This is a genomic window from Nostoc sp., assembly GCF_036919575.1.
Taxonomy (GTDB): Bacteria; Cyanobacteriota; Cyanobacteriia; order Cyanobacteriales; family Nostocaceae; genus Nostoc.
The window spans coordinates 21,844-35,984 of the sequence record NZ_JBALBY010000087.1 but is presented as its reverse complement, the minus strand read 5'-3'; the positions used below and the strand labels follow the sequence as shown (position 1 = coordinate 35,984).

At 43.6% G+C, this 14,141-nt stretch carries 11 protein-coding genes and 1 pseudogene; 7 read left to right on the top strand and 5 right to left on the bottom strand.

Annotated features, from left to right (window positions below; genetic code table 11):
- The 3 genes and pseudogenes from V7K27_RS22715 to V7K27_RS22705 all read left to right on the top strand — a co-directional run.
- Positions 1 to 298, top strand: a 298-nt coding sequence (locus tag V7K27_RS22715; protein ID WP_334950332.1) for a WGxxGxxG family protein, incomplete at its 5' end; no start/stop codon positions are given.
- 50 nt (positions 299 to 348) lie between these two features.
- A pseudogene (locus V7K27_RS36545) lies at positions 349 to 496 on the top strand (IS4 family transposase); the annotation flags it as partial.
- A gap of 162 nt (positions 497 to 658) precedes the next feature.
- The gene (locus V7K27_RS22705) at positions 659 to 1,606 is read left to right on the top strand and encodes a LysR family transcriptional regulator (protein ID WP_334950331.1); all 948 of its coding nucleotides are present in this window, start codon (positions 659 to 661) and stop codon (positions 1,604 to 1,606) included.
- A gap of 595 nt (positions 1,607 to 2,201) precedes the next feature.
- On the opposite strand, the gene V7K27_RS22700 is transcribed toward V7K27_RS22705, so the two are convergent.
- Both V7K27_RS22700 and V7K27_RS22695 read right to left on the bottom strand, forming a co-directional pair.
- Entirely contained in the window at positions 2,202 to 3,680 is a 1,479-nt protein-coding gene (locus V7K27_RS22700) for an alpha-amylase (RefSeq protein ID WP_334950330.1), read from the bottom strand.
- A 113-nt stretch (positions 3,681 to 3,793) separates the two neighbouring features.
- Positions 3,794 to 4,420, bottom strand: a complete 627-nt coding sequence (locus V7K27_RS22695; RefSeq protein ID WP_334950329.1) for a DUF1003 domain-containing protein — start codon at positions 4,418 to 4,420, stop codon at positions 3,794 to 3,796.
- Between the two features lie 746 nt (positions 4,421 to 5,166).
- Here V7K27_RS22695 and V7K27_RS22690 point away from each other — a divergent pair.
- Positions 5,167 to 6,225 carry an anthranilate phosphoribosyltransferase family protein gene (locus V7K27_RS22690; RefSeq protein ID WP_334950328.1) on the top strand — a complete coding sequence of 353 codons (1,059 nt, stop codon included), beginning with the start codon at positions 5,167 to 5,169 and terminating at the stop codon, positions 6,223 to 6,225.
- Between the two features lie 39 nt (positions 6,226 to 6,264).
- Here the strand turns inward: V7K27_RS22690 and V7K27_RS22685 are convergent, their stop codons facing one another.
- A complete protein-coding gene (locus V7K27_RS22685) occupies positions 6,265 to 7,689 on the bottom strand; it encodes an LCP family protein (RefSeq protein WP_334950327.1) in 1,425 nt (474 codons plus the stop codon).
- A gap of 283 nt (positions 7,690 to 7,972) precedes the next feature.
- Entirely contained in the window at positions 7,973 to 8,419 is a 447-nt protein-coding gene (locus V7K27_RS22680) for a hypothetical protein (RefSeq protein ID WP_442947639.1), read from the bottom strand.
- 109 nt (positions 8,420 to 8,528) lie between these two features.
- Here V7K27_RS22680 and V7K27_RS22675 point away from each other — a divergent pair, with 109 nt between their 5' ends.
- Positions 8,529 to 9,695, top strand: coding sequence for an AI-2E family transporter (locus V7K27_RS22675; protein WP_334950326.1), 1,167 nt, complete (start codon positions 8,529 to 8,531; stop codon positions 9,693 to 9,695).
- 238 nt (positions 9,696 to 9,933) lie between these two features.
- Here the strand turns inward: V7K27_RS22675 and V7K27_RS22670 are convergent, their stop codons facing one another.
- Complete coding sequence (locus V7K27_RS22670) at positions 9,934 to 11,268, bottom strand: serpin family protein (protein ID WP_334950325.1); 1,335 nt, start codon at positions 11,266 to 11,268, stop codon at positions 9,934 to 9,936.
- Between the two features lie 555 nt (positions 11,269 to 11,823).
- On the opposite strand from V7K27_RS22670, the gene glpK reads away from it, so the two are divergent.
- Both glpK and V7K27_RS22660 read left to right on the top strand, forming a co-directional pair.
- Positions 11,824 to 13,338, top strand: a complete 1,515-nt coding sequence (glpK, locus tag V7K27_RS22665) for a glycerol kinase GlpK (RefSeq protein WP_334950324.1) — start codon at positions 11,824 to 11,826, stop codon at positions 13,336 to 13,338.
- An 81-nt stretch (positions 13,339 to 13,419) separates the two neighbouring features.
- The gene (locus V7K27_RS22660; RefSeq protein WP_334950335.1) at positions 13,420 to 14,022 is read left to right on the top strand and encodes a hypothetical protein; all 603 of its coding nucleotides are present in this window, start codon (positions 13,420 to 13,422) and stop codon (positions 14,020 to 14,022) included.
- The last annotated feature ends 119 nt before the right edge of the window (positions 14,023 to 14,141 follow it).

Genomic DNA, 14,141 nt, shown 5'->3' with positions numbered 1-14,141 from the left:
AGGTAGTGGAACTACAGGCACTGATTCCACAGGTAGTGGAACTACAGGTAGTGGAACTACAGGCACTGATTCCACAGGTAGTGGAACTACAGGTACTGATTCCACAGGCACTGGAACTACAGATACTAATAGAAATACAGGTGTCACAACTTCCGAAAGAACTAGCGATCGCGGTTTCGATTGGGGTTGGCTAGGTTTGCTTGGTTTAGCTGGTTTAGCAGGTCTGCCTCGTAAGCGCGAAAAAGTTCGGGCTTATAGCGATCCTGATGAAGTAACACGTTCTCCTCGCTCTAAATAGTATTCACAACACTCTAGGAGGCGTACAGCCCTCGTTTGTGCCAACTTCAATTTCTACTGACAAAAAAGCTTTTGGGGTTGGCCTATATTTGGGTGGGCGATTGTAATAGAGTCCAAATCCTCTCTTCTTGCTACTTAAATTTTTTATGCTGTTCTCAATCAGTTATGCACTGAGGTTGTAGTTGCAGTTCCTGTACCAAAACTATATGTAGTACGATAAATCTTAGCAGGCTCTAAAGATACTCTTGCTAAACTCGCATCCGAAGCAATGGCTGACTATCACTCAGGGAAAACACAAGAGTTAGATATTATTAATTCTTAACTTAATAAAACCGATAAATGTAATTCAGGCTACATAAAAATGCGCCTAGAGCAGTTGCAAGCCTTTCTAGCGATCGCCCAAACCGGCAGCTTTCAACAAGCAGCGCGAAAATGTGGTGTTACCCAATCAACAATTAGTCGCCAAATCCAGGCATTAGAAGCAGATTTGGGTGTAGAACTGTTTCACAGAACCAGTCATGCAAAATTGACACTCTTAGGTGAATGTTTACTACCCCGTGTCCGCAAAATTTGCCAAGAATGGCAGACAGCTACAGAAGAATTAGCTGATTTAATCGCCGGAAAGCAGCCAGAACTTTGCATTGCTGTGATTCACTCCCTGTGCGGATCTTACCTACCACCAGTGTTGCAAAAATTTTGTCATGATTATCCAGATGTACAATTGCGGGTGACTTCATTGGGAAGCGATCGCGCCCTGAAAGTCCTCAAAGATGGATTGGTGGATTTAGCAATTGTGATGAATAATCGCTTTTTAACCACTGGTAGAGAAATAGTGGTAGAAGTACTTTATGATGAACCTATAGAAGTTCTAACCGCAGCCAATCATCCATTAGCCCAATATGAATGCGTTCCTTGGTCGGAGCTAATTCGTTATCCTCAAGTGGTTTTTAAAGATGGTTATGGGATGCAGCGCTTAATACAAGATAGATTTGAGCGACTAGAAGCTAAACTCCAAGCGGCTTTAGAGGTAAACACCCTAGATGCCTTCCGGGGCGTTGTACGTCAAGGACAACTAATAGCTTTGCTACCTCAATCAGCATTAGTGGAAGCACGTCTTGACCCTACTCTGGCGATTCGCTCCTTAGCCAGCAATAGTACTAGTGGTTTAGCAGATGGTTCTAGTTTGACTCGTCGGGTAGTAATGGTAACAACTCAAGACCGTCTGCAAATTCCCCCCATCAAGCACTTTTGGCAACTCGTACGCGAAAATATCCCATTACAAATTGATCAGCAGCGATCGGCTTCTTAAGTCACTAAACCAAAAAGTTTTTAAGAGAAGAGCGATCGTTATAAAGCGGGCGGGTATGCCATCGCTGCTAGTGGTCTGTTTCTTTGAGAAAGTTATTCATTGCCTAAAACAGAAGCTGATGCCCCATCATACAAACGCTGAAAACCCTGATGATTGTGAAGAGTAGTTAGTGAACTACCCCAACCTAAGACGGACGTAGCTCTCCCAATTCATCAGGAATAGCCTCCAGAACTGCGTAGTACTAGAAAGTCTTACATTCCCTCCTCTTGTCAGGAGTCCTGGTTCCCAAGACCCAAATTTTTTTCTTGCAACATATACCTAAAAGCTAATGGTTTTCGCTTATGGCATTGATGGTCAAGACATTGAGTATCATACCAGAAAATTCTGGGGATTCGTCATCCATCCAGAATTTGTTTTTACTTGAGTTTTAAATCAATTCCAGATGCAATCCTTATCCCCCGCTCACAATCCCCACCTTATGAGTACATTGAAGGTGGGGACTTCCGCGACACGTTAAACATTGCCTAAAATGAGGCAATTTAGGCAATGTCCAATTGCTTTGTAACTTTTTGGATGAATGCTACTAAAACCCCGACTACGACTGTGGAACCCACACAGAAACGGAACCAGCATCGCATCGAAAATCAGCCCAGCCCTCATCATTCGTTGTCACAGGTTCGCTGATATGTTCAGTGATGTCAATGTAAGTGCTGTTGGGTTGCCCAACTTCCATCCACTTAGTCCCTTCTCCTCCATTACTCAAAACAACGGCCATACCGCCAGGATGTTCTTCATCTCCTAAGCGTGTCCAGCCGATTGTATTAGCGTGGTCGAAGTAATCGTATTGGTCGCCATAGGCATAGGTTTGACGAGCGTGCAAAAATTTATCAATTATCCATTGATGACTATCGAGCCAAATCTCATGCTCATTGCCATCGCTGCCCGTATCCTTGTAATTAGCACCATAGTAATCCGCATAGAAGATACAGGGATAACCATCACTTCGCAGTAGAATCAAGGCATAAGCCAACGGTTTAAACCAGCTTTCTACTACAGACTCCAACGACTGCAAGGGTTGAGAATCATGATTCTCTACTAAGGTGACGGCTAAAGCAGGTTGCTGTTGCACCAAGGTGTTATCAAATATCTGCCGCATATCGTAGTCATTGCCTTGTTTGCTGGCAGCGCTAAAGTTATAGTGCAATGGCGCATCAAACAGCAACACATCGCCACCGGTGATGCTAATGAAATGGTGCAGCGCTTCAACTTCATAAGACCAATACTCACCGACGGCAAAAAGATCACGACCTGCCTTTTGGCGACAGTGTTGCAGCCATTCTGGGAAAAAGCCAGCTCTGACGTGTTTAACCGCATCAAAACGAAAGCCATCTACATCAGTGGTTTCTACAAACCACTCACCCCAGCGATTCAACTCCTCACGAACTTCTGGACTCTCCATATCCAGATCGCATCCCATGAGATAGTCGAAAGCGCCTTTTTCCAGGTCAACGTTATCGTCAAAATGTTTATCTTTGAACAGATAAACTGCGTTTTCACCTTCATTGTAAACGTTGTAATCCACTGCGTCGAAGTGCCACCAGTGCCATTCCATATCAGAGTATTTGCCTTGGCGACCTGGAAAGGTAAAGTGAGTCCACACTTTAATTGTTTGCATCTCACCGATGGGCTGGTTGCGATCGTCTGGACTATAGGGCGTTGCTTCCACCTCTTCTTCTACGTCTGCACCTAACTTGTGGTTGAGGACAACATCAGCATAGACTCGAATGCCAGCAGCTTTTGCCGCCTTAACAGCAGCGATATACTCGTCTTTTGTGCCGTACTTTGTCCGAACCGAGCCTTTCTGGTCAAACTCGCCTAGATCGTATATATCATAGACTCCATAGCCGACATCGTAGCCACCCCCTGTTCCTTTATAAGCTGGGGGTAGCCAAACAGATGTAACACCGGCATCAGCTAACTCTTTGACTTTCTCTTTAAACTCATTCCAAAGATTGCCATCTGGAGGGAGATACCAATGGAAGTACTGCATCATTACACCATTCAGCTGAGCCATCTGCATCCCTCTAGTAAAATCTATGAAAAATTGTGATTTCCGATACAAATACTGTACATTAAGTTTTATTTTTTGTCTTTCAATAGAAACAAAAATCTACTAAAAAACTGCGCTCAACTCATATTGTTTTCTTCTGTGGCTGACAGTTCTTCAGCTAAGTTTTTCTGGAGTGCTGACAATACTGCGATCGGGTCAGCCGGTTCCTGCATCAATTTAGCTTCCGAATCATGCCGATTTATCACATTAGGCAAATCGGTACGGAGTTCTTCTAATAGAGCAATAATCTTGGCAATTTTTTGCTCGGAGAGCAGGTTAAGCTGTAGCATCAATTGCGCCCGTTGTTCGGCAAAGTTTTCTTGGCGAGTTTGTCGTACCAGTACTCCGGTTGAGATCACCAATGCAGCTGCGTCTAAGCCTTGACCTGACCAGCTAAACGAGGGTAGATTGAATGGCAAAAAGCGATCGAAAAAACTGCTAAAAATCCAGATAGCCAGTATGACTAGCAAACTATACATAAATATCGATCGCCCAAAGAATGTAGCGATCGCTTCTAGTATCCGCTGGTGGACGGGAATATCTCGAACTTCCTGGGTATGAAGTGAAATAATCGCTTCAATATTTTTTGCAATCGGGTCTGGTAATGGAGCCGTGATCACATGATTTCGAGAAGCTTTCTCTTTGAGTTTGTTAGCACCTGAACTTAAGTGTTTGTTGGCTGTGTAGTCTGCGTTATCGGTCATGCACCAACTCCTGAATCTAGATGTTAGTCGATTATTACTTATCTTCTGATGCTATCGGCAAATGGATCTCAAGAGGCTGAAAAGCTGATTACACCGTGATTATTTCTTATTGTATAATAAACTACAAACTACTTTCATTATCGAAACAGAAATATTGGCGCTTTTTCGCACAGAATTCAGAATTGAATTTTGAACGAAAAAGCGGATGAATAAATGGGTTTAATACCCCCGCCTCTATAGGCGGTCTACAATTAAGCATGGTGTAAAACCATACTTAACAAAATTTAGGGGTTTAAGTCCGCTGCATCAATTGCCGAAGGTTTTGGGTCGGGGTCTAAATAAGAGTCACAAAACTTACCCTTCTCTACGAGACGCTGCGCGAACGGCGTAGCTCAGGGCACCGCTTGCGACTGCGAAAAAGCGACTTGCGACTTGTTTTAATTGATTCTGACTCCTGAATTCTGAATTCTTCTTTTTTATTTTATTTTTTGAAACCTTTCAGAGCAGTAAACTACGTAAATTTAATGAGCGTAGGTGTAGCCCGCCGCAGCGAAAAGTGTATCGCGTCGTTTCCCACCGTTGGCGCAGCCCGCACAACGACCGCGCTCTGTTACCACCGCAGGCATCTGAACTTTTCAAGACAGGTATCGCTCTTTGGGAAAAACTTTTTGGTTTACTTTAAGTGTCATTAGTTATTAGTCATTAATCATTAGTTATTTTCAGAAAGGACAATGGACAAAAGACAAATGAGCAATGTATTTCGGGAATTCCTGCAAAAAGTAGGTAGCGGAAACCATACAGCCGAGAATTTAACTCGTGCCCAAGCAGCCATCGCTACAAAAATGATGCTGCTGGGTGAAGCTACACCAGCCCAAATCGGAGCGTTTTTGATTGCTCATCGAATCAAGCGTCCTACGGGGGAAGAGTTAGCGGGAATGTTGGATGCTTATGAGGAACTAGGGCCAAAACTGCAACCAATCGTTTCTGCACGACCAGCGATCGCTCTTGGCATCCCCTATGATGGCAGAACACGCACAGCACCAATCAGTCCCGTCACAGCTTTACTACTCGCCGCAGTTGGACAACCAGTAATAATGCACGGTGGCGATCGCCTACCAACTAAGTATGGCCTACCCCTAATAGATATTTGGCAGGGTTTAGGAGTCGATTGGACTAGGCTACCACTACCAAAAACCCAGCAAGTATTTGAACAAACGGGAATCGGCTTTATTTATCTTCCTCAGCATTTTCCCTTAACTAACAGTATTTGGGAGTACCGCGACCAACTCGGCAAGCGTCCGCCCTTGGCGACAATGGAGCTAATCTGGTGTCCTTATGCTGGAGATGCTCACGTCATTGCTGGGTTTGTTCATCCGCCGACAGAAGGGATGTTTCACATAGCTCTGGGGCTGCGGGGAGTAACAAAATTTACATTAGTCAAAGGATTGGAAGGTAGTTGCGACTTACCACGCGATCGCACTGCGATCGTCAGCTTATCTTCATCCATAGCATCCCAAGAGGTAGAACGATTACACCTCGTACCGCGTGATTACGGGTTTACTACCAAGAACGTACCCCTTGGAACTACTGAAGAACTGCTGGCAGATATTCAAGATGTTTTAGCAGGTAAACCAAGTGAACTAATGCAAACAGCCTTGTGGAATGGCGGATTTTACTTATGGCGGAGTGGTATTTGTCCAGATATGTCAGAGGGTTTAGCGAAAGCAGAAGAATTATTAACCAATGGTGTGGTAGCAGCTAAACTGCAAGAACTCAGCCAGACAGTAAATTCACAGTCAACATAATTCGTAATTAATTACGAATTACGAATTACGAATTACGAATTATTTCGTCAGCGACTGCTCCAAGATAGATTTTTCTTGCAACCAGTCCTTACCCACTTGGATACTGATATCCGAGCCAAGGTTGCCAGTACTTTCCACACGCACTTCTCCAAATCCCAAAGTGTTGCGAACTGATTCGGCAGTCTCATTATCTCCTTGTTGGGCGACAATGTGAGTTACCTCTAGAGGTTCACCCCATGCTTTGGCCAGATAGATGTTGCGATATCCAGATTTTTCCAAGGCTCTAATTAATGGTTGCAGGTTAGAGCGATCGCTACCTGTACTATCTTGAATTGCTACACGCAAAGAGCGGGGGTCAGATGTAGTCGCCAGCTGTTCCTGTTCTGATTCCAAACCAAAGTGTTGAGCCATCAGTTTCGCAATAGCCTTTTTGTTGGGCAACCAATAGCTAGCATCAAACTCGCTTTTCTCGCTAAAGCGACCTGGCAGCATTAACATTTGCATATTAGAGCGATTTGTCCGCACCCCAAAACCCATTAGCGCCACTAACTCCTCAACCGTCAGATTGGTATCGATGTGGTCTTTGACTACATCCAGAACTTTAGGTAATTGAGCAACAGTAGCTGGATTAAGTGTTTGATCCATCAAAGCACGCATGACCATTTGTTGGCGCTGAATCCGACCAATATCACCGAGTTCGTCATGGCGAAAACGCAGCAATTGCAGTGTCTGATCGCCGTTGAGATGCTGCTTACCTGCCTTCAAATTGATGTACAAATGCTGAGAATCATCTTGGTACTTCATATTTTTGGGGACATAGACTGTAACGCCACCCAAAACATCGATCAGCTTGGCAACTCCGAGAACGTTAATTCGGACATAGCGATCAATTCCCGCCCCACCCAAGAGATTACTGACTGTTTTGGCAGTCAAAGCTGGCCCACCGTCAACATTGGCAGCATTAATTTTTTTTACCCCATACCCCTCTATTTCTGTGCGGGTATCTCTGGGAATGGAGAGCATAATTATTTTTTTCGTCTCTGGATCAAATTTGAGCAAGAGCATCACATCCGAAAGACCTTCAAAGGAGTTTATCTCGGGCTGGTATCTGAGGTTTTTGGTTTCTGGGGGAGGGTTTTGGATATCCGGGGGAAGTACGCTCATCCCCAAAACCAACAGATTCACCGGGCGAGTTAATTCTGAAAATCGCAGCACACCTCCAGAAATGCGATCGCCATCAAAGACCGCCTCATCCTTTGGACTTAGCTGGGCTTGTTGCAAAGGCGTACTGGTCAAAGACACCGCCAAAAGCGCCCCTGCTGTTGCTGACACCATTGCAATACCACTCATACCTACCCAAAACCACAGCCAACGTCCTGATTTCGAGTTCTGGGAAATTTTGTTATTGGACTTTGAGGCTTTTCCCGACTGGTTTTCTTCCGCCGAACTTCTTTGAATGGTCACAGACTTCCTCACACTTACTCACTAATCAAATTCGGTAAATTTGTAGACTAAAAACATCCTGGCAAATCAACCTATAATAGCTAACTCTTAATTATTAGTGCTAACTTTTTTATAGTGTTAACCACAACACTTATAGCAGCATTTATCTTTATTTTGGGGCAATCTGGAGATGTTTTACTGAAGTATGGCAATAATAAACTGGATTTGACTAGATATTATAGGTAAATCAACCGGATTTTTGAGGAAATAAGTAAAAACACTGGCAAATTATCACCCGAAAAGATTAAGATAAATACTTGCCCAGCACTCGTTCTGCTAAAGTACTAAACCCTGGTAAACGCCCAGATTTGCCCTGCATCAGTCGCAAAATCAACCAGACACTCACTAAAAAGTAACCTGATGTGAGAAAGCTATTGAGGATAAATAGACGTAGCGTTAAAAAATCTGAAGTTGCTGCTCCACTAGCTAATAATAGATATCCCAACAGCCAAATAAGTGCCAAAGTAATAGACAGACGACTAGTAGCAAGTTGTTCCCGACTACCCTGGCCCCGATAGAGAGTCCACAAGGAGGGAAAAAAGCCGATGATCGGAATCAAATATAAAAGCAACTGTGTTTTGGGGATTGGGGATTGGGCATTGGGGATTGGGCATTGGGCATTATTATTCTCCCCCTGCTCCCGACTCCCCACTGCCGACTCCCCATTCTCTTTCGGTTTAAAATTATCCATTAGGGTTAGTCTAACTCCTAAACTAGAAGGATGAATCAGATTCATATAGTTAGAGATAATAAGCTGTAAAGAAAGATTTAATTTAGTTCTATCCCGCAATCAGCTCAAAATGCAGACACGCAAGCTACTCGACTGGTGGCAAACATTCACACCAATAGTGCGAATCGGGGCGATCGCACTATTCGCTCCCCTGCTAGTTCTCAATGGTTGGGCACTTTCGGTATTTTTTGATTATTTCCATTCTCTCATAGTCATTTTAGTCGCAGCCTCAGTGCTAGCATTTCTGCTCAACTACCCCGTGAGCTGGATGGAGCATCATGGTGCTAGGCGAGAGCAAGTTGCTATCCTAGTATTTCTCGTGGCTTTATCGATTTTATTGGCGTTGGGTGTTACACTTTTTCCCCTGGCCCTTACCCAAGCTCAACAACTGGTGGCTCGTTTGCCAGAGTTGATCGACTCTGGACGTGCTCAGTTAATGATATTGAACGAAAAAGCTGAGACTTTTAGCTTACCAATTAACCTTGATGCTCTGGTAGTGCAAATCAACGATCGCGTCAAAGGACAATTGCAAGCGATCGCTGGACAAGTTTTAAATCTGGCTGTGATCACAGTCACTAGTCTGCTAGATATTCTCTTGACGATAGTTTTGACTTTCTATCTTTTACAGCATGGGGGTGAACTGTGGGAAAGTTTAGTGGAATGGCTACCTGCTAAATTTCGAGATCCTTTCTCCAAAACAGTCCGCCTCAGCTTCCAAAATTTCTTCATCACCCAACTGATTTTATCTACCTGTATGGCCTCAGCCCTGATTCCGATCTTTTTGTGGCTGAAAGTGCCATTTGGGTTGCTATTCGGCCTAACCATTGGCCTGATGGCTCTCGTCCCCTTTGGCGGTTCTGTGGGCATCGCCCTGACTACAATATTGGTGGCGTTGCAAGATTTCTCAATGGGTGTGAGAGTCTTGATAGCAGCAGTAATTGTCCAACAAATTCTCGAAAACTTAATTGCCCCCCGAATTTTAGGCAACTTTACTGGTTTAAATCCAGTTTGGATTTTAATATCAGTCTTGACAGGGGCAAGAATTGGCGGACTCTTGGGTGTAATTGTAGCGGTACCCACAGCTGTTGTGATTAAGACTGCTTTAAGCGCCCTGCGTCCTGGTAGCCAGACAAACGACAGCACCACTGGGGAGATAACTGCACCCGTTGCAGCAAATGAATCCCCAAAAACTGACGCTAAAAACACATTGAGTATTTCTGAAGCGACATTACCTTAGAATTCAATTCAAAATAGACATCTTTGGTGTCAACTTAACGTTAAAAGGGCGGTTATAAGTCAATACAGTTCAGTTAATAAATTTTTTCCTTCTCTTTCTTCTCTCTCTGTGTTCTCTGCGCCTCTGCGGTTCGTAAAAAAAAATGACTTTGACAAAGAGTGCTAGCCTTAACTGAATCGTATTGGGTTATAAGTTGACTCTCTTCAATTTTGAATTTTGAATTTTGAATTTTGAATTGTTACTGTGGATCAATGATGGAACCCATAAACAAAACCCTTCCCGTCTGATTATCCCTAATGGCACAGAAGAAGGGACGGTCAACAATCATTCGGAATGGTGGCTCTATAGGAAAAGCTACTGATGTCACTGTTACTCCCACTGAAGTAACCGCAGCTGCTTCCGTGCCTTCTTCGTTCACTTCCACAAAAGTTTTATGCTTAACTTCGCTGATGGAAAGATTTTTACCGATGCCGGAAAAATTGGCTTTGCTGCTGAAAGCCTCTGCCATGCCTAAAGTTTTTAAGGCATCATTGAGTTTAATATCATACTCTGTTTGAAAGCGGGGTAAGCGAATAAACCCTTCTCGTTTGCTGAACTGAGTCATCCATTTTTCCCAGTTTTCAACATTCAAGTTTTGATAGAAGGCTTTCAGGTTAGAGTTCTGTTTAGGCAGGAATATATAAAAACTGAATTTCCCATCTTTACCATAAGGTAAACTAACTGCCTGAAATTGTTTACTTTCATAGTATCTATAGTCACCGTCCTGTGACATCATCGGGTGTTGTTTTGGCGTGCCAGATGTGGTGTAAAAGGGGTATTGAGCGGTTTGATTTTTGTCAAATTTTTGAGTCCATTTTCCTTTAAAATATATGGCATTAATCAGAAATAACACATCGTTGGGTTGGATGGTTCCAACTATGTTAGTTATTTTCCCGTTAGTATTTTCCTTTACCCAGTTATTGATAATATTAGGTGCGGCGGCATCTTGAAAGTTTAAATTGCTAACCTTGGCTTTATAGAAATACTGTACTCTCTGGAGGAAGTCTGGTGCAATGCTAAAATTTTGATTTGCCCAAAGTGAGTTAGCAATATTCAGTTGCACTTTCGCATCAGGATTGTCTACAAGCTGCTTTAATGCCGCCGCGTAAGAAGAGTTGATTTCTGGTAGACTTATTCCCTGTAATTCCAGGGTTTTTGCGATCGCTACTTGAGTTGTGCCACTAGCGCCGTTGTAGATCATAGCCAGAGCGATCGCCACACTCGAAGGTGAGATAAATACATTCTTCCCACCCTGAGCATTTTTCAGAACTTCTGAAAACAGTTTGAAGCCAAACTTATTGCTAGACTCAACGATTTTTGCATCAGTGTTGAGTGTTTTTTTTTGCAATGGAGTTTCTGGCTGAGGTAAACTCGATTGGGCAAGAGCGCTTTTATTACTATCGACTTGAGAATACCCTAATACACTGAAGAGAACAACACTTGCAGCTGCCAGAGCATAACGTCTGCCCAGACTAACACCATAGCGTCTTTGCATGAAATTTTCTCTCACACTACTATATTTCTGCGGATTCATTATACCACCTCACTTGTCAAAGATTCCCGATCTGTGATCATGGTTGACGCAGATACTGTGTCAATGATTAACTATTGCATTTGCTCCAATAGAAAAACGGGACTGTTACAGTTTCTGTAACAGCAAGTTAGTAGTTCAGAGGAACTAAACACAACTTGTGAGAGTTGCTAATTCGTAATTGAGGCGGCTACGCAGACGAGTTATGAAAAGTTTTGATTTCTAGGAGTTTTCCTAATAAACGTATTGTAAGCTACGCGATCGCAAAATAACCACTTCTGCTAGGTTTTTATATATAGCGGTTCTCGCTTGAGTAGGTACTGAACCCCACCCCCAACCCCCTCCCCGCTCTTCGAGAGGGGGCTAAGATGTACCTTATGTGATTAGGAAACGCTATATATAGCAGTTCTCAACAAACTAGCGTGCGGTTTCTAAACGCGTTTCTTCTTTGCATAGACGTTAGGCGATCGCTCAATTCAAAATGTACACAAAATAATGTATATGTGATTTAGCGATGCCTAAAGGCGGGCTACGCCTACGCACCATATCAAAGCCGCTATGCACACATTTGGCAACACAACTACATCATTGGGTTACATTTTAGCACTGGACTTAGGTACGACAGGCAACCGCGCCTTTGTGTTTAACGCAGACGGTAATATTGTTGGGCAGGCATACAAAGAACTAACTCAGTATTATCCTCAGCCCGGATGGTTAGAACATGACCCTGAACAAATCTGGCAAGATACCTGTTGGGTGATGCAAACCGCCATTGGGAATGCCCAGATTCCGCCATCAGCGATCGCCGCCTTGGGACTAACTGTGCAGCGTGAAACCTGTTTGATTTGGGACAAAACTACTGGTAAACCACTCCAAAAAGCGATCGTCTGGCAAGATCGCCGCACTGCTCCCCTTTGCCACCAGTTACAACAGCAAGGCTACGCTCAAGATATCTACGATCGCACTGGCTTAATTATCGATGCCTACTTTTCTGCTACTAAACTCAGATGGCTATTAGACAATTTTACTGATATTGATCTGAACAATGTCTTGGCAGGAACCATTGATACCTGGGTGCTGTGGAACCTCACAGGTAGAAAAGTCCATGCTACCGACCACAGCAACGCCAGCCGGACAATGTTGATGAATCTCAACACCTGTGAGTGGGATGAGATTTTATTGGATCTGTTTCAAATTCCGGCTCATATTTTGCCCCAGATTCAGCCTAGTTTAGGAGTATTTGGAGTTACTGATGCTACTTTGTTGGGTGCTGAAATTCCCATTACTGCCATTTTGGGAGATCAACAAGCGGCTCTATTCGGTCATGGCTGCGATCGCCCCGGTTTGATGAAATGTACTTACGGTACTGGTAGCTTTTTGGTAGCTCACACAGGTAATCAAATTGTGCGATCGCCCCATCAACTAATTTCGACAGTGGCATGGACTCAAGCTAATTCAAGGGGAAATTTAGATGTAGGTTATGCTCTTGAAGGCAGTATGTTTACCAGTGGTGCTTGTATCCAATGGTTACGCGATCGCCTGAAGCTGATTAAAACTGCTGCTGAAACTGAAGTGATGGCAAATCAGGTAAAAGATAATGGTGGAGTCTATTTTGTGCCTGCATTCAGTGGACTGGGCGCTCCCTACTGGGATATGAGCGCGAGGGGAGCCTTTTTCGGCATTACCGCCAGTGTACAACCAGAGCATCTAGTTCGCGCCGTGTTGGAAGCGATCGCTTATCAAGTTCTGGAGGTGGTGCAAGCAATTAATGCATCTAACAGTACTCCAGTTGGGCGATTAAGCGTAGATGGTGGTGCTTGCGAGAATAATTTCCTGATGCAGTTTCAGGCTGATGTGCTAGGTATTCCAGTTGAACGTCCGATAATGCGCGATACGACCGTTCAGGGTGCAGCATTTGCAGCAGGTTTAGCTGTAGGATTTTGGCAGAGCTATGAAGCACTCGTGCAGCAACGGCAAATTGAACGTGTTTTTGAGCCGAGTAAGAATTTCCCATTGTCCAATTTTGCGACTTGGCAAAAGGCAGTGAAACGCACTCTCGCTTGGGAGGAGTAGCCCCTACATCTTCACGTAGCTCAGTTTCAGTCCGGGTTTAATTTTGAATTTTGAATTTTGAATTTTGAATTATTAATTCTCATGCCCTACAGTCAATTCACCATTAACAAAGTCAAACAAGATTTTCATCTGAGTACTGTGGAAGGAGTCCGCTTTTTCCCAGACTCAATTGAACGCATTACTCCAAGTTTCAGACTACAAGGTATTTTAGAGGATTTACCGTGGGCGATCGCAGTAGATACAGAAAAAGCTCGTTCAGAGGTGATAATTAATCCTGTATTGCTGGAAGTGCGACGCATCTTCAATTCATCAATTAGCGTGTTTTCAGGGGAAGAGTTTAACGTTGATGCGAGTATTGGACTCAACGGTGTGTGTGACTTCTTGCTTTGCCGTTCACCTGAACAATTAACGGTAGAAGCACCTGCAATTGTCATAGTTGAAGCGAAAAAATCAGATTTAAAATCTGGATTGGGACAATGCATTGCAGAAATGGTAGCTGCACAGCGATTCAATCAAGCAAGAGAACAACCCTTAACAGCAGTTTACGGTACTGTCAGCAGTGGAACCCAATGGCGATTTCTTCGACTAGAGGGGCAAACAGTCACAATTGATTTAATAGATTATCCTCTTCCTCCCATCGAAACAATTCTGAGCTTTTTGGTATGGATGGTGAAAGCAGGCTAATTTAATTCAAAAATTGATCATTTAGAATAACTCCTACTTTTTCCACTTTCAAATAGTCAGTAAGCGTGACTATCTGAAAGTGGAAAAATCTACGTTCTACTATTTATTTTGCAGGTAGG